This window comes from Streptomyces liangshanensis (assembly GCF_011694815.1).
GTDB classification, from domain to species: Bacteria; Actinomycetota; Actinomycetes; order Streptomycetales; family Streptomycetaceae; genus Streptomyces; species Streptomyces liangshanensis.
Genome location: NZ_CP050177.1, coordinates 3,195,142 through 3,215,379, shown reverse-complemented (window position 1 = coordinate 3,215,379; position 20,238 = coordinate 3,195,142). Strand labels below are relative to the sequence as shown.

The following is a 20,238-nucleotide window of genomic DNA, read 5'->3' as shown; positions in this document are numbered from 1 at the left end:
CGTTTCGCACCCGCTCTGAGGGACGCTTTCAGGCCGCCGGGACGATCCGGCCCCGCACCTCGCCCAGGCCCACCCGGGTCCCGTCCGGCCCGGGGGCCCAGGCGGTGAGGGTCACCTCGTCGCCGTCCTCCAGGAACGCCCTCTTGCCGTCGGCCAGTTCGACGGGCTCGGTGCCGTTCCAGGTCAGTTCGAGGAGGGAGCCGCGCTGCTCCCGGCCGGGGCCGCTGACCGTACCGGACCCGTAGAGGTCCCCGGTACGGAGAGAGGCGCCGTTCACGGTCAGGTGGGCGAGCTGCTGGGCCGCCGTCCAGTACATGGAGGAGAACGGCGGCTCCGCGATCACCTGGCCGTTGAGCGCCACGGAGATCCGCAGGTCGAAGCCGCCCGGGTCCTCCTCGCCCGCGTCGTCCAGATAGGGGAGCAACTCCTCCGTACGGGCCGGCGGCGCCACCCGGGCCGCGTCCAGGGCCTCCAGGGGGGTCACCCACGCGGACACCGACGTGGCGAAGGACTTCCCGAGGAACGGGCCGAGGGGGACGTACTCCCAGGCCTGGATGTCCCGCGCCGACCAGTCGTTGAGCAGCGAGAGGCCGAAGACGTGGTCGCGGAAGGACGCGAGGTCCACCGGCGTGCCCTGGGCGGACGGGGTGCCGACGACGAAGGCCACCTCCGCCTCGATGTCGAGCTTGGCCGACGGGCCGAAGACCGGCGCGTCGTCACCGGGCGCCTTGCGCTGCCCGGAGGGCCGTACGACCTCCGTGCCCGACACCACGACCGTGCCCGCCCTGCCGTGGTAACCGATCGGCAGGTGCTTCCAGTTGACGGGCAGCGCGAGCCCGTCGGGGCGGAAGATCCGGCCGACGTTCGTCGCGTGGTGCTCGCTCGCGTAGAAGTCGACGTAGTCGGCGACCTCGTACGGCAGGTGCAGCGTGACCGAGCCGAGCGGGTGCAGCAGCGGCTCCATCTCGGCGCGGTGCGACGGCACGGTCACCCAGGCGGTCAGGGCCCTGCGCACGTCCCGCCAGGCCGTGCGGCCGGCCGCCATCAGGGGGCCCAGGCCCGGCTGGTCCAGCAGCTTCGCGTACGGAGAGCCCAGGGTGCGCGCCGCCGCTCCCGCGTCGAGGACCGCGTCGCCCAGGCGGACGCCGAGCCGGCGCCTGCCGGGCTCGTCGGCGGTCGAGAAGACGCCGTACGGGAGGTTGTGGGGGCCGAAGGGGTCACCTTCGACCGGTTCGAGCGGGCTCTGCTCGGGCATGTGCTGCCTCGCTTTCCGGATCGATGCAGGACACGTTACGTCGGCGCCACCCCGCGGCGGCAGTGGTGAAAGGCCCGCGATGCCCGGAAAGGGCGAGGTGGGGCGGGGGGGAAGTACGGGGCGGTCCGCCCGGCCCGCCCTCCGTACCGTCGGTAGCCCCGGGAGTACGGCCGGTCCCGGCGGCCCGCTTTCCCGGCCGCCCAGGGTTTCCGGGCGCAGCCCGGACGGGGCACGGACGAAGCCCGGACAAAGCTCCTACTCCCGGTCGTACGACGGATCACGAACATACCGGCGGTGCCGGGAAGGCGCCCATGGTGATCGAAAGCCGACCGGATACGCTGACTTGAGTGAGGACAGCGACACATCGACAATCAGCGTGAGCGTCAGCAGACAGGAGTACCCCTCGTGACCGTCGTCGGGCCGTTCGGGCTGAGCGTGCGGGACCCGGCTCTTGAAGCCGATGTCCTGGCCGGATTGTCGGCCGTGGAGGCGGGTCTGCTCGACGCCACCAAGAGCGAGGTCTCCTTCATCACCGAGGCCGCCCAGCACCTGGTGCGCGCCGGCGGCAAACGGCTGAGGCCGCTCTTCGTGATGCTCGCCGCCCAGTTCGGCGACCCGTACGCGCCCGGCATCGTCCCGGCGGCCGTGGTCGTCGAGCTGACCCACCTGGCGACGCTCTACCACGACGACGTGATGGACGAGGCGGACGTACGCCGGGGCGTGGACAGCGCCAACAACCGCTGGGGCAACTCCGTCGCCGTCCTCACCGGGGACTTCCTCTTCGCCCGCGCCTCCCACATCCTGGCGGACCTCGGCCCCGAGGCCGTCCGCATCCAGGCGGAGGCCTTCGAGCGGCTGGTCACGGGGCAGATCCTGGAGACGGCGGGCCCCCGCGACGGACGCGACCCGGTCAGCCACTACCTGGACGTGCTCGCCGGCAAGACCGGCGCCCTGTTCGCCGTCTCCGGCCGCTTCGGGGCCCTGACGTCCGGCGCCGACGAGTCGGTCGTGGACATCCTCACGCAGTACGGCGAGCGCCTCGGCGTGGCCTTCCAGCTCGCCGACGACGTCCTCGACATCGCGAGCGACTCCCACGAGTCCGGCAAGACGCCCGGCACCGACCTGCGCGAGGGCATCCCGACGCTGCCGGTGCTGCTCCTGCGCGCCCAGGCGGAGGCCCACGGCAAGCAGGCGGACCTCGACCTGGTCGCGCTGCTCGACGGCGACCTCTCGGACGACGGCCGTCTCGCGGAGGCCCTGCGCCTGCTGCGCGCCCACCCGGCGATGGAGCAGGCCCGCCGCGACACCGTGCGGTACGCGGAGGCGGCGCGCGCCACCCTGGCCCCGCTGCCGGAGTGCTACGCGAAGTCGGCGCTGGTGGAGCTGTGCGACGCGGTCGTGCACCGCGCGGGCTGACCCCCGTACGGGTCGCGCCCGGGGGTGTCATCCCTCAGCAGTACGACAAGTTGCTCCCGCGGACTGACGCTTACGCACCGCCGATTTGGTGAGATGGAGAAAGACCGAGAGCACCGCCGACCCGGAGGTAGGGCACACATGGCACCGAACGAGAGCGCGCACATCACCGAGGAGGACACCCTCGGTACCGGCCGCCGCAGGGCGGCGCGGTATGTGGTCCCGGTCGCGGTGATCGGCGTGGCCGCGGCGACGATCGGTCTCGTACCGGCCCTCGCCGCCCAGGGTGACCCGAGCCTGCCGAAGATCAGCGCACAGGAGCTGATCGAGCGCATCGCCGCCTCCGACACCCAGCGGCTCTCCGGCTCGGTGAAGATCAGCACCGACCTCGGGCTGCCCTCGCTGGCCGGCCTCGGGGGCCTGGCGGGCGGCTCCCTCGCCCCGAACGGCGGCGCGGGCGGCGGGAGTTCGCCGTCCTCCGCCGACCCGAGCAGCAAGCTGACGGAGCTCGCCTCCGGTACGCACACCCTGCGGGTGGCGGTGGACGGCCCCGACAAGCAGCGGGTGTCGATCCTGGAGAAGGCGGCCGAGTACAGCCTCATCCACAACGGGGACGAGGTCTGGGCGTACGACAGCGCCTCGAACACCGCCTTCCACGCGACGTCCGGCGAGAGCAAGGGCAAGGGCGCCCGCGATTCCGGGCACCCCGGCAAGGGGTTCGGCGGTACGGACGGCAAGGACGTCCCCGCGACCCCGAAGGAGTTCGCCGAGCAGGCGCTCGCGGCGGCGGGCGACACGACGTCGGTCACCGTCGAGGGCACCGCGCGGGTCGCGGGGCGCGAGGCGTACCGCCTGGTCCTCAAGCCCAAGCAGAGCGGCTCGACGGTCGAGTCCGTCAAGATCGCGGTCGACGCCAAGACCGGCACCCCGCTCAAGTTCACCCTCGCGCCGAGCAGCGGTGGCAAGGCCGTCGTCGATGTCGGCTTCACGCAGGTCGACTTCGCCAAGCCGGCCGCCTCCACGTTCGACTTCACCCCGCCGAAGGGCGCGAAGGTCACGCAGGGCGACGAGGCGCACCGCGGTGACGCGGCCGCGCCGAAGCTCCCGAAGGGCGGCGAGGGCCGCGAGGGCGCCGGGAAGGCCACGCCCCCGACCGTGATCGGGAAGGGCTGGAGTTCGGTGTACGCGTTCACGTCCCCGGACGGCGCGCCCACCGCGAAGGACACCGCGGGGCTGCCGAAGGAGGCGCAGGGCTTCCTGGACGCCCTGGGCGACAAGGTCACCGGGAAGTTCGGCTCGGGCACGGTCTACAAGACGCGCCTGGTCAACGCCCTGATGACGGACGACGGCAAGATCTACGTCGGCGCGGTGACCCCCGCCACGCTCGTCAAGGCGGCGAACTCCGCCAAGTAGTTACGAGGCGACCGTACGACTCCGCGATCGCCACGCACGACCCGCCCGTACCGCCCCGTCGTACGCTTCGTACGGCGGGGCGGCACGTTGAGCGACCCCCACCCGACCGGCCGGACCACAGGAGCGGGGTGCGCGATGACCACCGTCATCGAGACACGCGGTCTCACCAAGCGCTACCGGGGCGGCCAACTCGCCGTCGACCGGCTGGACCTGGCGGTGCCCGCGGGCACCGTCTTCGGCTTCCTCGGGCCCAACGGGTCCGGCAAGACGACGACCATCCGCATGCTGCTGGGACTGATCGAGCCGACCGCCGGTTCGGCGACCCTCCTCGGGCAGCGGATGCCGCGCGCGGCCCGCGCGGTCCTCCCGGAGGTGGGCGCCCTCATCGAAGGCCCGGCGCTGTACGGGTACTTGAGCGGCCGGGACAATCTCGTACGGTACGACTCCGCCGACCCGACGGCCGACCCCCGCACCCGGCGCGCCCGCGTCGCCACGGCCCTGGACCGGGTCGGGCTGACGGCGGCCGGGAGCAAGAAGGCCAAGGCGTACTCGCTGGGGATGAAGCAGCGGCTCGGGCTGGCGGCGGCGCTGCTCAGGCCGCGCCGCCTGCTGGTGCTGGACGAGCCGACGAACGGCCTGGACCCGCAGGGCATGCGGGAGATCAGGACGCTGGTACGGGAGCTGGCCGCCGACGGGACGACGGTCTTCCTCTCCTCGCACCTCCTCGACGAGATCGAGCAGGTGTGCACCCACGCGGCCGTGATGGCACAGGGCCGGCTGATCACGCAGGGGCCGGTCGCCGAGCTGGCGGCCGGGACGCGGGGCCGGCTGGCGGTGGTCACCCCGGACCCGGCGGACGCGGCGCGGGTGCTCAAGGAGCTGGGCCTGACCGGGGTGGTGGTGGCGGAGGACAAGGTGAGCGCGGACCCGCCGCCGCCCGACGCGGATCCGGCGGACCTGAACGCGGCGCTGGTACGGGCGGGGGTGCGGGTGCGCGCGTTCGGCGTCGAACGCGCCTCGCTGGAGGACGCCTTCGTGGCGCTGACGGGGGAGGGCTTCGATGTCGCGGGCTGAAACGGCGGAGCTCACCCCCTCGCCGTGGTGGATCCTGAGCCTGTTCCGCAGCGAACTGACCACCACCCTCCGCCGCTGGCGCACCCTCGCCCTCCTCGGCGTGCTGGCGGCCGTCCCCGTCCTCATCGGGATCGCCGTCAAGATCGAGACGAGCGACGACGGCTCGGTCGGCGGCGGGGGAGGGGGCGGCGGCCCCGCCTTCCTCACCCAGGTCACCAACAACGGCCTGTTCCTGGTCTTCGCGGCCCTCGCCGCGACCCTGCCCGTCTTCCTGCCGATGGCGGTCGGCGTCGTGGCGGGCGACGCGATCGCGGGGGAGGCCAACGGCGGCACCCTGCGCTACCTGCTGGTCGCCCCGGCGGGCCGTACCCGGCTGCTGCTCGCCAAGTACGCCTCCACGCTGGCGTTCTGCCTGGTCGCGACCCTCGTCGTGGCACTCTCCGCGCTCCTGGTCGGCGCCCTGCTCTTCCCCCTCGGCGAGGTCACCACGATCTCGGGCACCCGCATCTCGTTCGGCGAGGGCCTGCTGAGAGCCGTCCTGATCGCCCTGCTCGTCGCCGCCTCCCTGACCGGCATCGCGGCGCTCGGCCTGTTCCTCTCCACCCTGACCAACAGCGGCATCGCCGCGATGGCGGCCACGGTCGGCCTGCTGATCACGGTCCAGATCCTGGGCGCGATCCCCCAACTCCACGGAATCCAGCCCTACCTGTTCCCCACCCACTGGCTGTCCTTCGCGGACATCCTGCGAGAACCGCTCTACTGGACCGACATCACCAAGAACCTGGAACTCCAGGTCCTGTACGTAGCGGTATTCGGCGCGGCGTCCTGGGCCCGCTTCACCACAAAGGACATCACGGTCTGAGGGCGGAGTCCCACGCCGACGCGGCCTGACGGAACGGTCCGGGACGTCACGGTCCGGCAACGAAGGGTCAATTCCCGCCAGAATCCAGCTTAAGTCGCCGTAAAGCATTGGTGAAAGCCTGCGGATAAGTCATAGGATCACGCAGCCGTGGGTGGGGGGCCACCTCTTCGGGTCGCGTCCGCCGTGCGGACGGCAAGCTCAGCGCTGCCTCTGATCCGTTCCCTTTCTTTCTCCCCTGTCCTCGCGCATCCCTCCTGCCGGCGCGACAGGCGCGCCGTGCGGGTACACGGACAGGAGTCATGCGTGTTCGCAGGCAAGGACCGTAAGCACAGACGCAAGGCACGGATCGTCATACCCACCGCGGCGGTCGCGCTCGCGGTGGGTGTTGCCGGGGCCTTCCTGCTCGCCCCCGCCCAGGCCACGGAGCCGCAGCCGCTCGCGAGCGCCGCGCGCCCCAGCGTGGCGAGCGTGGCCCAGTTGACGGCCCGGGTGACGGACGCAGTCCGGGCCGACGCGGTGGACGTCTCCGCCTCGCGGAAGACCGAGCTGTCGGCGAAGACCGGTACGGCGAAGGCCGGTACGGCCACGTCCGGCACCGCGAAGACCGGTGCCGTGACCGGCAAGGTCGACCCGAAGATCATCGGCGGGGTGACCACCTCGATCACCAGCGCTCCGTGGATGGCGCAGCTCTGGTACTACGACGACAAGGGCACCGCCAACACGGTCGACGACGACAGCTTCTTCTGCGGAGCCACCGTCGTCGCGCCGACCAAGGTCATCACGGCCGCGCACTGCGCCGTGGGCACCAACTGGAACAAGTTCGGCGCCGTCATCGTCGGTACGTCCCAGCTGCCGACGACCGACGCCAACGGCAACACCGACTTCCACGGCGGCACCGTCGTGGGCGTGTGGCGCCAGTGGGTCAACCCCACGTACAACGACCCCAAGATCGACAACGACATCGCCATCCTGACGCTGGGCGTGCCGGTCAAGGCGACCCCGCTGCCGGTGACGAAGTCGACCGACACCACCTCGTACAAGGCCGGGACCCAGGCCAAGGTGTACGGCTGGGGCCGGACCAGCTCCACCAGCGACGACATCTCGGAGACCCTGCGGACGGCGACCCTGCCGGTCAACGCGGACGCGACCTGCACCAGCGCGTACGGCAGCGACTACATCAAGGGCCACATGATCTGCGCGGGCAAGCCCGCCTCCGGCTCCGACACCGGAACGGTCAGCGCCTGCAACGGTGACTCGGGCGGTCCGCTCGTGGTCGGCGGCAAGCTCGTCGGCGTGGTGTCGTGGGGTGTCGAGGACTGCGTCGAGGCCGGCGCGTACAGCGTGTTCACCAAGGTGAGCACCTACGTCGGCCAGCTCAACATGCGCATCGACGACGCGAACCTGAGCGCCGACAACAAGTCCGACCTGTTCGTCCGTACGAGCGGTGGCACCGGGTACGAGTACGACTCCAAGGGCACCACCTTCGCGGCCAAGCAGAACCTCGGTTCGTGGAGCGGGTACAACGTCGTCCTCCAGACGGACCTCAACCGCGACGACTTCGAGGACTTCGTCCTCCGCGCGACCGACGGCACCATCTCCTGGCTGCACTACACCCCGTCCTCCGACAAGTGGGTCACGACCAAGCTCTTCACCGGCTGGAAGACCCGCGTCGCGATCATCACGCCGGGCGACGTGACCGGGGACGCCAAGCCCGACCTGCTGTCGATCGACACCGCGGGCGCGCTCTACCTGTACCCGGGCAACGGCAACGGCGGCTTCGGCACCCGTACCACGATCAACAAGAGCGGCTGGACCCAGTACAACTCGGTCGTGGGCCACGGCGACTTCACGGGCGACGGCCAGGTGGACCTGATCGCCAAGGGCAAGAACAAGATCGTCTACCTGTACAAGGGCACCGGCTCGGCGTCCGCGCCGTTCTCCGCCCGCGTGCAGGTGCGGACCGGCTGGTCGTACGACAAGCTCGTCACCACCGGCGACCAGACCAACGACGGCATCGCGGACCTGCTGGTCCGTGACACCGGCGGCGTCCTGTGGCTCTACAAGGGCACGGGCAAGGCGACGACCGGGATCTGGGCCGACCGCATCAGGATCGGCGGCGGCTGGAACCAGTACAACGTGTTCGGCTAGGGGACCCCGGCCGGACGTTGAAGAGGCCCCGCACACCCGTCCTCGGGTGTGCGGGGCCTCCTTCTGCCGGGTGGTCGCTCTGCCGGGGGGTCGCTGTGTCCCGTACGGCTAGAAGGTCAGCTTCCAGCTGTCGATGTAGCCCGTGTCCGAGGACGCGATGTCCTGGACCCTGAGGCGCCAGACGCCGTTCGCCGCCTCCGAGGACGCGTTGACGGTGTACGTGGCGATGACGTTGTCCGCCGAGTCGCTGCTGCTGGACGCCTTGAGGCGGTACGCCGTGCCGTCCGGGGCGACCAGGTCGACCACCAGGTCACCGCGCCAGGTGTGCTTGATGTCGACGCCGACCTTCAGCGCGGTGGGCGCGTTGCCGGTGCGGCCCGAGACGGTCAGCGGCGAGGTGACGGCCGCGCCGTTGTCGGGGATCGCCACGTCGGTGAGGGTCTCGAAGACCGTGCCGGCCGGCGGTTCGGGCGTCTCGCCCGAGAGGCCCCAGACCGCGTAGGCGACGGCGTCGCTGTTGCGGTCCAGCGCCGTGTCGTTGATGTTCGCCGTCGTGTCGCACGACGAGTGGTAGCAGCGGTCGAACGCCTGGCCCGAGGTGCCGCCCCACTTCTGCGCCTGCGCCGCGGTCTTGATGTAGTCCGCGCCCGCGAAGAGGCCGCCGACCGGGATGCCGACGTTCTTGAACGGGGTGTGGTCGGAGCGGCCGTCGCCCTCGGTCTCGATCTCCGTCGGGACACCGAGCCCGGCGTAGAAGTCCTTGAACGTCTGCTCGATCGTGGGGTCGTCGTCGTAGACGAAGTACCCCGGGTTGGGGGACCCGAGCATGTCGAAGTTCAGGTAGCCCTTGATCTTGCTCCGGTCCGCGGTCGGCAGGTTGTTGACGTAGTACCGGGAGCCGACGAGGCCCAGCTCCTCCGCGCCCCACCAGGCGAACCGCAGGTGCTTCACGGGCTGGTAGTTGGCCCGTGCGACCGCGAGGGCGGTCTCCAGGGTGGCCGACGAACCCGAGCCGTTGTCGTTGATGCCGGCGCCGGCCGTCACCGAGTCGAGGTGCGAGCCGGTCATGATGACCTGGTTCGGGTCCCCGCCGGGCCAGTCGGCCACCAGGTTGTAGCCGGTGGCGCCGCCGGAGGTGAACTGCTGCACGGTGGTGGTGAATCCGGCGGCGTCCAGCTTGCCCTTCACGTAGTTGACCGACGCGAGGTAACCGGCCCTGCCGTGGGCGCGGTTGCCGCCGTTGGCGGCGGCGATCGACGACAGCTGCGTCAGGTGCGCCTTGACGTTGGCGAGCGGGATGTCGGGGGCCGCGAGCGCGGCCGCCGCCGCGGATCTCTGTCCGGCCGGCGCGGCCGTGGGGGCGGCGGTCGCGGCACTCGCGCCGGTGGCCAGCAGCCCGGCCAGGGCGAGTCCGGCGGTGACCGCCGTGCGGACGGATATGTGAGGCACTCCGTGAACGGAGAGTTTCATGTGGGGGCTCCGGATTCCGAACGGGACTGGGACGGAACGTGACTGCGCCCCACGACAACGGTGACGTGGGGCGTTGGAGCTGTGCGTGTGCTGTGTGTGGCGGTGCGTGCTGAATGGTGGGGGAGAGGCTCACACAACGTCAAGAGCGCAAACCGGACAGGGCTGTTCGCTGAACGGACGACGTCCGCGGTCGTCCCGCGGCCCCGGCGGCTTCGCAATGAATTAAGGCACTCGACGCAAGAAACCAACGAACTGACGTAGCTGCACTGCAATGTGACGAAATGAGTTCGCAGAAACCTTGTGGAGACAGGGGCCCGGGTCCTAATGTCACCTCACCCTCATGGTGGCCGCTCCCGCCGCGTGTCCGCGCCGTGGAGCGTTCGGCTGTGGAGCCTCCCGAGAGAAACGAGCTTTCGATGTCGTGGAGCATCAGAGGTGCCGGCGCGAGCCGGTCCGGCAGACCCCCGCGGCGGGCGGCGGTGGTGGTCGCGTCGATGACCGCGGCCGCGGTCGGCCTGAGTGTCCTGGCCGGTGGTACGGCGGTGGCGCGCCCCGGCAGTGGGGCGGGCGCGGCCGGGGTCACCGGAGCCGCCGCGAAGACCACGGGCGGGACCCCCGCCGTCACCCGCGCCGCCCTCGCCCCGTCGCTCGTCGCGGGCCGGGGCGCCGACGTGGACTTCGCCGAGCAGGAGGCGGAGAGCGCCGCCACCAACGGCACGGTGATCGGCCCGGACCGTACCGCCTACACCCTCCCCGCCGAGGCCTCGGGCCGGCAGGCGGTCCGGCTGACCCCGGGCAAGTACGTCGAGTTCACCCTGCCGCGCGCGGCCAACGCGATCAACGTGCGCTACAGCATCCCGGACGCGCCGGGCGGCGGCGGCATCACCGCGCCCCTCGACGTCACCGTCAACGGCAAGAACCGCTCGACGCTCACGCTGACCTCGCAGTACGCGTGGCTCTACAACCAGTACCCGTTCTCCAACGACCCCGGCGCCGACCTGCTGCACCCCGACTGGTGGATCACCGAGTGCGCGTGCGTGCCCAGCGCCACCACCCCGGCGCCGGTGATCAGCAAGCCGTTCCGCCCCAACCACTTCTACGACGAGCAGCGCCTCCTGCTCGGGAAGACGTACCGCGCGGGCGACAAGGTACGGCTGACGGTCCCCGCGGGCAGCAAGGCCGCCTGGACCGTGGTCGACCTGCTCGACTCGCAGCTCGTCGGCGCGCCGCGGGTCCGGCTCGACGCCGCCAACGTGCTGGCGTTCGGGGCCGATCCCTCGGGCCGGCGCGACTCCGCCCCCGCGCTCGACCGGGCGATCGCCTTCGCCAAGCGCGCGCACCTCAAGGTGTACGTCCCGCCGGGCACGTACCAGGTGAACCGGCACATCGTCGTGGACGACGTGACGATCGAGGGCGCGGGCAGCTGGTACACGATCTTCAAGGGCCGTGAGGTGGCGCTCAGCACCCCGGCCCCCGACGGCTCGGTGCACACCGGCGTCGGCTTCTACGGCAAGGACGCGGCGGCGGGCGGCAGCCGTAACGTCCACCTGTCCGGCTTCGCGATCGAGGGGGACGTCCGCGAGCGGATCGACACCGACCAGGTCAACGGCGTCGGCGGCGCGATGAGCGACTCGACGATCGACGGGCTCTACATCCGCCACACCAAGGTGGGCCTGTGGTTCGACGGCCCGATGACCAACACGCGGGTGACGAACAACGTCATCGTCGACCAGATCGCCGACGGCCTCAACTTCCACACGGGCGTGACCCGTTCGACCGTGTCGAACAACTTCGTCCGCAACTCGGGCGACGACGGCCTCGCGATGTGGTCGGAGAAGACGTCGAACGCGAACAACACCTTCTCCCACAACACCGTCCAGTCGCCGGTGCTCGCCAACGGCATCGCGATCTACGGCGGTACGGACCTCACGGTCTCGGGCAACCTCGTCGCCGACCCCGTCCGGGAGGGCAGCGCGATCCACGTCGGCTCCCGCTTCGGCGCCGAGGCGTTCGCCGGGAAGCTGCGGATCACCGACAACACCACGGTCCGCGCGGGCACGTACGAGCTGAACTGGAACATCGGCCTCGGCGCCATCTGGTTCTACGCCCTCGACAAGGACATCGACGCGGACATCCAGGTCACCGGGGACCACTACCTGGACAGCACCTACAACGCGATCATGCTGGTCAGCGACTTCCCGGTGAAGGACCTCTACTCGATCAAGAACGTCCGCTTCAAGGACATCCGGGTCGACGGCACGGGCACCTCGGTGGTCAGCGCCCGCGTGGCCGGTTCCGCGTCCTTCGAGAACGTCGACGCCCGCAACGTCGGCGCGGTGGGCGTCAACAACTGCGGCTCGTTCAACTTCACCCCGGCGGGCTCGGAGTTCGCCCTGACCGACCTGGGCGGCAACGACGGCGGCGGCACCACGGGCCCCTGGCTGGCCCCCTGGGAACTCCCGAACACCATCACCTGCGACGACCGCCCGCCGGTGGTCGTACCCCCGGCGCCCACGACCTGGTGACGGATCGTCACCCGCGCACGCAGGCAGCGGAATGACACCCGACGGGCCGCCCGGAACCACCCGGGCGGCCCGTCGGCCCGTTCCCGGTACGTGACGTCACGCGGACGCGGACAGCGAACCGGGCGCCGGCGTCCGCGCGTCGTACGCCTGCCTCGCCGCCGCGACCTCCGAGCGGTGCTCCTCGGTCCACGACACCAGCGCGCGGATCGTCGTGTGCAGCGTGCGGCCCAGCGGGGTCAGCTCGTACTCCACCCGGGGCGGCACCACCGCGTACACCGTCCGCTCCACCAGCCCGTCCCGCTCCAGCTGGCGCAGCGTGACGGTGAGCATGCGCTGACTGATGCCGTCGATCTCCCGGCGCAACTCCGTGAAGCGCAGTCTGCGCAGGTCCAGCAGGGCGATCACCAGCAGCGACCACTTGTCGCCGATCCGGTCGAGGATCTGCCGCACCTCGCAGTCCTCGCGGGTGTCCCACTGGAAGGGATCCGCGTCGCCGTAGTCGAACGAGGGGCCGGTGCCGCCGCAGTGCGTCGGTGACTTCGAAGTGCCTTCTTCCATGGCGTGCCATGGTGCCGCAGGATCTGGGTGGTAACAAGAAGGAACCGACCCCCGGTCCGGTAACCGCCTTCTTCCCTTCCCTTCCCCCCCTCGCGCCCAGCCCCTCTGCCTGCCTTCCTGCCGCGTCGGCCGCTTCGCGCTGCCCTAGGAGTCCGTCATGCCTTCCCCCGCCCCCTCCTCCCCGGCCTTGTCCCGGCGGGACTGGGCCCTCCTGCTGGTCCTCTGCGGCACGATCTTCCTGGAGGGCATCGACATCGCGATGCTCGCCGTGGCCGTCCCCTCCATCCGCGCCGACCTCGGCCTGTCGACCGGCACGGCGGCCTGGGTGGTCAGCGGATACGTCCTCGGCTACGCCGGCTTCACCCTGCTCGGCGGGCGCGCGGCCGACCTCCTCGGCCGCCGCCGGATGTTCCTCGGGTGGCTCACGGTCTTCCTCCTCTTCTCCGGCGTGGGCGGCTTCGCCACCGAGGGCTGGACGCTGATCGTCGCCCGCTTCGTCACCGGTGTGGCCGCCGCCTTCATGACGCCCGCCGCGATGTCGATCATCACCACGTCGTACGAGGAGGGCCCGCGGCGCAACAAGGCGCTCCTCGTCTTCGCCGGCACGGCCGGCGGCGGCTTCTCGCTCGGCCTGGTCATCGGCGGCCTGCTCACCGAACTGGGCTGGCGCTGGGTGTTCTTCGCCCCGGTCGCCCTGGCGGGCGCCCTGCTGCTCGCGGCCGTACGGGTCCTGCCGCGCTCGGCCGCCGACACGCCTCCGGTACGGGGGCCCGGGGGCTTCGACCCGGCGGGCGCGGCGACGGCGGCCGGGGCGATGCTGCTGCTCGCGTACGGGATCGTCCGGCTGGAGCACGGCGGCTCGGGCCTGGGCCTGACCCTGGGCGTGTTCGCCGCCGGGGCGCTGCTCGTGTGGCTGTTCACCGTGGTCGAGCGGCGCGCCACGGCCCCGCTGGTGCGCCTCGGCATCCTCCGGCGGGCGGCGACGGTACGGGCCGACCTGGGGGCGCTGCTGTTCGTGGGGTCGTTCTTCGGCTTCCAGTTCATCCTGACGCTCTACCTCCAGGAGCTGCGCGGCTGGTCCGCCCTGGAGACCGCGCTGGCCCTGGTGGTCCTCGGCATCGACGCCGTCCTCGCGCCGACGCTCACCCCGCGCCTGGTGGGCCGGTTCGGGACCGTACGGGTCATCCTCGGCGGGTTCGTGCTGGCGACCGTGTCGTACGGGCTGTTCCTGCCCGTGGGCGCGCACTGGTCGTACGGGGCGATGTTCCCGACCCTGATCCTGACCGGTACGGCGTTCGCGCTGGCGTACGGTCCGCTGACCATCGCGGCGACCGACGGGGTGGCCCCGGAGGAACAGGGCCTCGCGGGCGGCCTGCTGGCGACCGCGACCCAGTTCGGCTCGGCGGTCGGGATCTCGGCGGTGACGGCGGTGTACGGCATCGCCGTCGCGGGCGGCGACGGCTCCGCGGCGGACACGCTGGGCGCGTACCGCGCGGCGCTGGTCGTCCCGGTGGTGATGGTGGCGCTGGGGGCCGTGGTCACGGCGACGGGCCTGCGGGCCCCCCGCCCGCCCGCGCCGCCGGCCACCGCGGGACGTCAGGAGGCGGGCTCGACGGCCCCCTGACCGGACGCCCCGGCGGGCGCACGACCCCCCGCGCCGGCCTCGCCCCCGGTCCCGGCCGAACCTCCCGCCGGACCCGCAGCCACCCGCACCGCCTCGGCCAGCCGCGCCCTCTCCGCCCGCGCCCTGCGTCCCGTCCGCAGCGCCTCCCACGTCAGGATCGTCAGCGCCAGCCAGACCAGCGAGAAGCCGGCCCACCGCTCCGCCGGCATCGCCTCGTGGAAGTACGCCACCCCCAGGGCGAACTGGAACAGCGGCGCCAGGTACTGCAACAGCCCCAGCGTGGACAGCGGCACCCGGATCGCCGCCGCCCCGAAGCAGACCAGCGGCACGGCGGTGACCAGGCCCGTCGAGACCAGCAGCAGCGCGTTCCCCGCCCCCTCCGCGCCGAAGGTCGCCGTCCCCCGGACCTGGAGCCACACCAGGTACCCCAGCGCGGGCAGGAAGAGGATCACCGTCTCCGCCGCCAGCGACTCCAGGCCACCCAGGTTGACCTTCTTCTTGACCAGGCCGTACGTCGCGAACGAGAACGCCAGCGTCAACGAGATCCACGGCGGCTGCCCGTACCCGATCGCCAGCACCAGGACGGCCAGCACCCCGATGGCCACCGCCGCCCACTGCGCGGGCCGCAGCCGCTCCTTGAGGAGCAGCACGCCGATCGCGATCGTCACCAGCGGGTTGATGAAGTAGCCGAGCGACGCCTCCACCACGTGGCCGGAGTTGACCGACCAGATGTAGAGGCCCCAGTTGACGCTGATCACGCTCGCCGCGACCGCGACGAGCGCCAGCTTCTTCGGCCGGCGCACCAGGTCCTTCATCCAGGCCCAGCGGCGCAGCGCCACCAGCGCGACGGCGACGAACAGCAGCGACCACACCATCCGGTGGGCGAGGATCTCCAGCGCCGCGGACGGTTTGAGCAGCGGCCAGAAGAGCGGGACGAGCCCCCACATCCCGTACGCGCCGAACCCGTACAGCAGCCCTGTCCGCTGCTCGCCCCCCGCTCTTCCCCGCGACTTCCCCTGCGTGTTCACCTGCGTCTTCACCGGCCCGGCCCCCACCTCACGCGCGACATCCCGACGAAGGTAGCGCCGAGGGGGCCCGGGTGTCATGCCCGTGTCGCCATACGGTCATGACACCCGGGTGCGCGTACGTCAGGCCCGCGCGCCCCGCGTCACCCCTCGCGCCCCGCCAGCGCCTCCGCCACGCTCTCCGCGAGCGGCGTCGTCGGGCGGCCGATGAGCCCGGCCAGCTCCCCCGTCACGTCCGCGATCTGCCCCCGCCCGATCCCGGCGTCGAGGTCCACGAGGATCGGGACGAACGTCGCCGGCACCCCCGCGCCGCCGAGGATCTCCCCGTACACCTCGGCCGGCACGTTGTCGTACGTGATCGTGCGGCCGGTCTGCCGGGACAGCTCCGCGGCGAACTCCGCGAAGGACCAGGCGGTGTCGCCGCTCAGCTCGTACGTCCGGTTCAGGTGCCCCTCGCCGGTCAGGACCGCGGCCGCGGCGGCCGCGTAGTCCGCGCGGCTCGCGGTGGCGATCCGCCCGTCGCCCGCGCTGTGGACCACCTTCCCGTGCTCCAGGACCGGGGCCAGGGCCTCGGTGTAGACCTCGTGGTAGAAGCCGTTGCGGAGGAGGGTGTACGGCAGCCCCGAGTCGACGATCAGCCGCTCGGTGACCTGGTGCTCGGCCGCCAGCTGGAGGTCGGAGCCGGTGCCGCGCAGGATGCTGGTGTACGCGAGCTGCGCGACCCCCGCCGCCCGCGCGGCGTCGATCACGGCGGTGTGCTGCGGGACCCGCCGTCCGACCTCGCTGCCCGAGACCAGCAGGACCCGGTCGCCGCTCCTGAACGCGTCCGCCAGCGTCTCGGGCCGGTCGTAGTCGGCGACCCGCAACGCCACGCCCGCCGCCGCCAGGTCCGCGGCCTTCTCCTTGTCGCGCACCACGGCGGCGATGTCGCCGGGCGCCGTGCCGGAGGCCAGCAGGGACCGGACGACAAGGCGGCCGAGGTGGCCGGTGGCTCCGGTGACAACAATGCTCATGGGGGGTCCGCTCGCTTTCGGGTGATTGCGTATGCTCCGTCGTGCTCTGCACACTCACCCTAGGGGCGGTACTTTCCTGGGGAAAGTACCCACTTTCAAGTAAGGTACTGACATGACAGTAAGCGGAGTGGATCTGGACGCCCGGCCGCCCCGGGCGAACGTCAACGAGCCCATGTGCGGCTCCCGGCTCGTGCTGGAGCACGTCACCTCGCGCTGGGGTGTGCTGGTCCTGGCCAACCTGCTGGAGCGCTCGTACCGCTTCAGCGAGCTGCGGCGCACGGTCGGCGGGGTCAGCGAGAAGATGCTCGCCCAGACCCTCCAGACCCTGGAGCGCGACGGCTTCGTCCACCGCGACGCCAAGCCCGTGATCCCGCCCCGCGTGGACTACAGCCTCACCGACCTGGGGCGCGAGGCCGCCGAGCAGGTGTGGGGCCTGGCCCGCTGGACGGAACGCCGGCTGGGCGACGTCGAGGCGGCGCGCGAGACGTACGACGAGGCCCGGACCTCGTAGCGCGAGACGTACGACGGGGCCCGGACCTCCTGAGAGGTCCGGGCCCCGGGTGAAGCGCCGAGGAACGGCGGGCTCAGCCCGCGACCGTCCAGGTGTCGCCCCCGGCCAGCATCGCCGCCAGGTCGCCCTTGCCCTGCCGCTCGACCGCCCGGTCGAGCTGGTCCGACATCAACGTGTCGTACACCGGGCGCCGCGCGCTGCGCAGCACCCCGATCGGCGTGTGGTGCAGGGTGTCCGCGTCGGCGAGGCGGGACAGCGCGAACGCCGTGGTCGGGCTCGCCGCGTGCGCGTCGTGGACCAGCACCCGCGCCTCGTTCTCGGCGGTGACGGTCACCACCTCCAGGTCCCCGGAGGTCATGTCCCGGACGACGCCCTTGGACCCGAGCCCGTTCTCCAGCGGCGCCCCGAAGCGGATCGGCCGCCCGTGCTCCAGCCGGATCACGGCCTCCTGCGCCCGCTCGCGGTCCTTGAGGACCTCGAACGCGCCGTCGTTGAAGATGTTGCAGTTCTGGTAGATCTCCACCAGCGCCGTGCCCGGGTGGTCGGCGGCCTGGCGCAGCACCTCGGTGAGGTGCTTGCGGTCGGAGTCGACCGTACGGGCCACGAAGGACGCCTCCGCGCCGAGCGCCAGCGACACCGGGTTGAAGGGCGCGTCGAGCGACCCCATCGGCGTCGACTTGGTGATCTTCCCGACCTCGGAGGTGGGGGAGTACTGGCCCTTCGTCAGCCCGTAGATCCGGTTGTTGAACAGCAGGATCTTCAGGTTGACGTTCCGCCGCAGCGCGTGGATCAGGTGGTTGCCGCCGATGGACAACGCGTCGCCGTCCCCGGTGACGACCCACACCGACAGGTCGCGGCGCGAGGTGGCGAGGCCCGTGGCGATGGCCGGGGCGCGGCCGTGGATGGAGTGCATCCCGTACGTGTTCATGTAGTACGGGAAGCGGGAGGAGCACCCGATGCCCGAGACGAAGACGATGTTCTCCTTGGCCAGGCCCAGTTCGGGCATGAAGCCCTGGACCGCCGCGAGGACCGCGTAGTCACCGCAGCCGGGGCACCAGCGGACCTCCTGGTCCGACTTGAAGTCCTTCATGGACTGCTTGCCCTGGGCCGGCGGGACGAGCGTCAGCAGCTCGTTCGCCTGGGCGTGCACATGAGCCTGCGCCTGAGCCTCAGACATCGATGGCCTCCTTGAGAGCCGTGGCGAGCTGCTCCGCCTTGAACGGCATGCCGTTGACCTGGTTGTACGAGTGGGCGTCGACCAGGTACTTCGCCCGGAGCAGCGTGGCGAGCTGGCCGAGGTTCATCTCGGGCACGACGACCTTGTCGTACCGCGCCAGGATCTCCCCGAGGTTGCGCGGGAACGGGTTGATGTGGCGCAGGTGCGCCTGCGCGATCGCCTCGCCGTCCTTGCGCAGCCGGCGCACGGCGGCGGTGATCGGCCCGTACGTGGACCCCCAGCCGAGCACCAGCGTGCGGGCGCCGTCCGGGTCGTCCACCACCAGGTCGGGCACCTCGATGCCGTCGATCTTCGCCTGGCGCGTACGGACCATGAAGTCGTGGTTCGCCGGGTCGTACGAGATGTTGCCCGTGCCGTCCTGCTTCTCGATGCCGCCGATGCGGTGTTCGAGGCCGGGGGTGCCGGGGACGGCCCAGGGGCGGGCCAGCGTCTTCGGGTCGCGCTTGTACGGCCAGAACACCTCGGTGCCGTCGGCGAGTTCGTGGTTCGGCCCGGAGGCGAACGCCACCCGCAGGTCGGGCAGTTCCTCGATCTCCGGGATCCGCCACGGCTCGGAGCCGTTGGCGAGGTAGCCGTCGGAGAGCAGGAAGACCGGGGTGCGGTACGTGACGGCGATCCGGGCGGCGTCGATCGCCGCGTCGAAGCAGTCCGCCGGGGTCTGCGGCGCGACGATCGGCACCGGCGCCTCGCCGTTGCGCCCGTACATCGCCTGGAGGAGGTCGGCCTGCTCGGTCTTGGTCGGCAGGCCGGTCGAGGGGCCGCCCCGCTGGATCGCGACCACCAGCAGCGGCAGCTCCAGGGAGACCGCGAGGCCGATCGTCTCCGACTTGAGCGCGACGCCGGGGCCCGAGGTGGTCGTCACCGCGAGCGAACCGCCGAACGCGGCCCCCAGCGCGGCGCCGATCGCGGCGATCTCGTCCTCGGCCTGGAAGGTCCGTACGCCGAAGTTCTTGTGCCGGGACAGCTCGTGCAGGATGTCCGAGGCCGGGGTGATCGGGTACGAGCCCAGGTAGAGCGGCAGCTCGGCCTGGTGCGCGGCGGCGATCAGGCCGTACGACAGGGCGAGGTTCCCGGAGATGTTGCGGTACGTGCCGGTCGGGAACGCGGTCGAGGCCGGGGCGACCTCGTAGCTGACCGCGAAGTCCTCGGTGGTCTCGCCGAAGTTCCAGCCCGCCCGGAACGCGGCCACGTTCGCCTCGGCGATCTCCGGCTTCTTCGCGAACTTCGCGCGCAGGAACCGCTCGGTGCCCTCGGTGGGCCGGTGGTACATCCACGACAGCAGCCCGAGCGCGAACATGTTCTTCGAGCGCTCGGCCTCCTTGCGGGAGAGCCCGAACTCCTTGAGCGCCTCGATCGTCAGGGTGGTCAGCGGCACCGGGTGGACCTGGTACCCGTCCAGGGACCCGTCCTCCAGCGGCGAGACGTCGTAGCCGACCTTCGCCATCGGGCGCTTGGTGAACTCGTCGGTGTTGACGATGACCTCGGCGCCCCGCGGCACGTCCCCGATGTTCGCCTTGAGCGCGGCCGGGTTCATCGCGACCAGCACGTTCGGGGCGTCGCCCGGGGTGAGGATGTCGTGGTCGGCGAAGTGCAGCTGGAAGGACGAGACACCCGGCAGGGTCCCGGCGGGCGCCCGGATCTCGGCGGGGAAGTTCGGCAGGGTCGACAGGTCGTTCCCGAACGACGCCGTCTCCGACGTGAAGCGGTCACCTGTCAGCTGCATGCCGTCGCCCGAGTCACCCGCGAAGCGGATGATCACCCGGTCCAGACGGCGGACTTCCTTCGTGCCCTCACCCTCCGGCGCGAGCAGCGCGGCGCGCTGTTCCCCCACGGCGCCCTCACTGACGTCGTCGGCGCCATCGGCACGCTCGGCTGGGCTACTGACCTGGCTGGTCACTGAACTGGACCTCCCTCGAGGCGGCGGCTCGCGACCACCGGCTGCCCGGCAGTCCCGGAGGCCACCCTACGTCGGTAAGGGTCACCTACCCTGGACCGATCGTATGGCGGACGTGGATGTAAGACGCTGCGATGTCACCGTATGACCTACTTTGTCCCTACGGTCACGCCTCGCGGACGCCGTGCGGCTCTGGTCCTTTGGGCCTAGGTCCCG

15 protein-coding genes are annotated in these 20,238 nt (G+C 71.5%); 8 read left to right on the top strand and 7 right to left on the bottom strand.

The window, feature by feature from the left end:
* Positions 1-28: 28 nt before the first annotated feature.
* Entirely contained in the window at positions 29-1,255 is a 1,227-nt protein-coding gene (gene fahA / locus HA039_RS13795) for a fumarylacetoacetase (protein WP_167028766.1), read from the bottom strand.
* Positions 1,256-1,660: 405 nt separating this feature from the next.
* Between fahA and HA039_RS13790 the strand changes: the two genes are divergently transcribed.
* From HA039_RS13790 to HA039_RS13770, 5 genes are all read left to right on the top strand, one after another.
* Entirely contained in the window at positions 1,661-2,671 is a 1,011-nt protein-coding gene (locus HA039_RS13790) for a polyprenyl synthetase family protein (RefSeq protein WP_167028763.1), read from the top strand.
* Positions 2,672-2,809: 138 nt separating this feature from the next.
* On the top strand, positions 2,810-4,081 hold the full coding sequence (locus HA039_RS13785) for a LolA family protein (protein ID WP_167028760.1): 1,272 nt from the start codon (positions 2,810-2,812) through the stop codon (positions 4,079-4,081).
* A 135-nt stretch (positions 4,082-4,216) separates the two neighbouring features.
* Positions 4,217-5,155, top strand: a complete 939-nt coding sequence (locus HA039_RS13780; protein ID WP_167028757.1) for an ABC transporter ATP-binding protein — start codon at positions 4,217-4,219, stop codon at positions 5,153-5,155.
* On the top strand, positions 5,142-6,017 hold the full coding sequence (locus HA039_RS13775; RefSeq protein ID WP_167028754.1) for an ABC transporter permease: 876 nt from the start codon (positions 5,142-5,144) through the stop codon (positions 6,015-6,017). The genes HA039_RS13780 and HA039_RS13775 overlap by 14 nt, the downstream gene beginning before the upstream one ends.
* 303 nt (positions 6,018-6,320) lie before the next feature.
* Positions 6,321-8,165: a trypsin-like serine protease gene (locus HA039_RS13770; RefSeq protein WP_167028751.1), complete on the top strand. Its 1,845-nt coding sequence runs from the start codon at positions 6,321-6,323 to the stop codon at positions 8,163-8,165.
* Between the two features lie 108 nt (positions 8,166-8,273).
* Here HA039_RS13770 and HA039_RS13765 read toward each other — a convergent pair whose 3' ends face one another.
* On the bottom strand, positions 8,274-9,635 hold the full coding sequence (locus tag HA039_RS13765) for a M28 family peptidase (RefSeq protein WP_167028748.1): 1,362 nt from the start codon (positions 9,633-9,635) through the stop codon (positions 8,274-8,276).
* Between the two features lie 416 nt (positions 9,636-10,051).
* Between HA039_RS13765 and HA039_RS13760 the strand changes: the two genes are divergently transcribed.
* Entirely contained in the window at positions 10,052-12,160 is a 2,109-nt protein-coding gene (locus tag HA039_RS13760; protein ID WP_167028745.1) for a glycosyl hydrolase family 28-related protein, read from the top strand.
* Positions 12,161-12,256: 96 nt separating this feature from the next.
* Here the strand turns inward: HA039_RS13760 and HA039_RS13755 are convergent, their stop codons facing one another.
* On the bottom strand, positions 12,257-12,718 hold the full coding sequence (locus HA039_RS13755) for a winged helix-turn-helix transcriptional regulator (protein WP_167028742.1): 462 nt from the start codon (positions 12,716-12,718) through the stop codon (positions 12,257-12,259).
* A 157-nt stretch (positions 12,719-12,875) separates the two neighbouring features.
* On the opposite strand from HA039_RS13755, the gene HA039_RS13750 reads away from it, so the two are divergent.
* Positions 12,876-14,342 carry an MFS transporter gene (locus tag HA039_RS13750; protein ID WP_167028739.1) on the top strand — a complete coding sequence of 489 codons (1,467 nt, stop codon included), beginning with the start codon at positions 12,876-12,878 and terminating at the stop codon, positions 14,340-14,342.
* On the opposite strand, the gene rarD is transcribed toward HA039_RS13750, so the two are convergent.
* Entirely contained in the window at positions 14,315-15,289 is a 975-nt protein-coding gene (gene rarD / locus HA039_RS13745) for an EamA family transporter RarD (RefSeq protein ID WP_243870093.1), read from the bottom strand. The genes HA039_RS13750 and rarD overlap by 28 nt on opposite strands.
* Positions 15,290-15,510: 221 nt before the next feature.
* Positions 15,511-16,380: an SDR family oxidoreductase gene (locus tag HA039_RS13740; protein WP_167028733.1), complete on the bottom strand. Its 870-nt coding sequence runs from the start codon at positions 16,378-16,380 to the stop codon at positions 15,511-15,513.
* A gap of 112 nt (positions 16,381-16,492) precedes the next feature.
* Here HA039_RS13740 and HA039_RS13735 point away from each other — a divergent pair, with 112 nt between their 5' ends.
* Positions 16,493-16,891: a winged helix-turn-helix transcriptional regulator gene (locus HA039_RS13735; protein ID WP_167028730.1), complete on the top strand. Its 399-nt coding sequence runs from the start codon at positions 16,493-16,495 to the stop codon at positions 16,889-16,891.
* A gap of 73 nt (positions 16,892-16,964) precedes the next feature.
* Here the strand turns inward: HA039_RS13735 and HA039_RS13730 are convergent, their stop codons facing one another.
* Positions 16,965-18,068, bottom strand: coding sequence for a 2-oxoacid:ferredoxin oxidoreductase subunit beta (locus HA039_RS13730; protein WP_167028727.1), 1,104 nt, complete (start codon positions 18,066-18,068; stop codon positions 16,965-16,967).
* The gene (locus HA039_RS13725; protein WP_167028724.1) at positions 18,061-20,025 is read right to left on the bottom strand and encodes a 2-oxoacid:acceptor oxidoreductase subunit alpha; all 1,965 of its coding nucleotides are present in this window, start codon (positions 20,023-20,025) and stop codon (positions 18,061-18,063) included. Before HA039_RS13725 ends, HA039_RS13730 begins: the two co-directional genes overlap by 8 nt.
* Between the last annotated feature and the right edge of the window lie 213 nt (positions 20,026-20,238).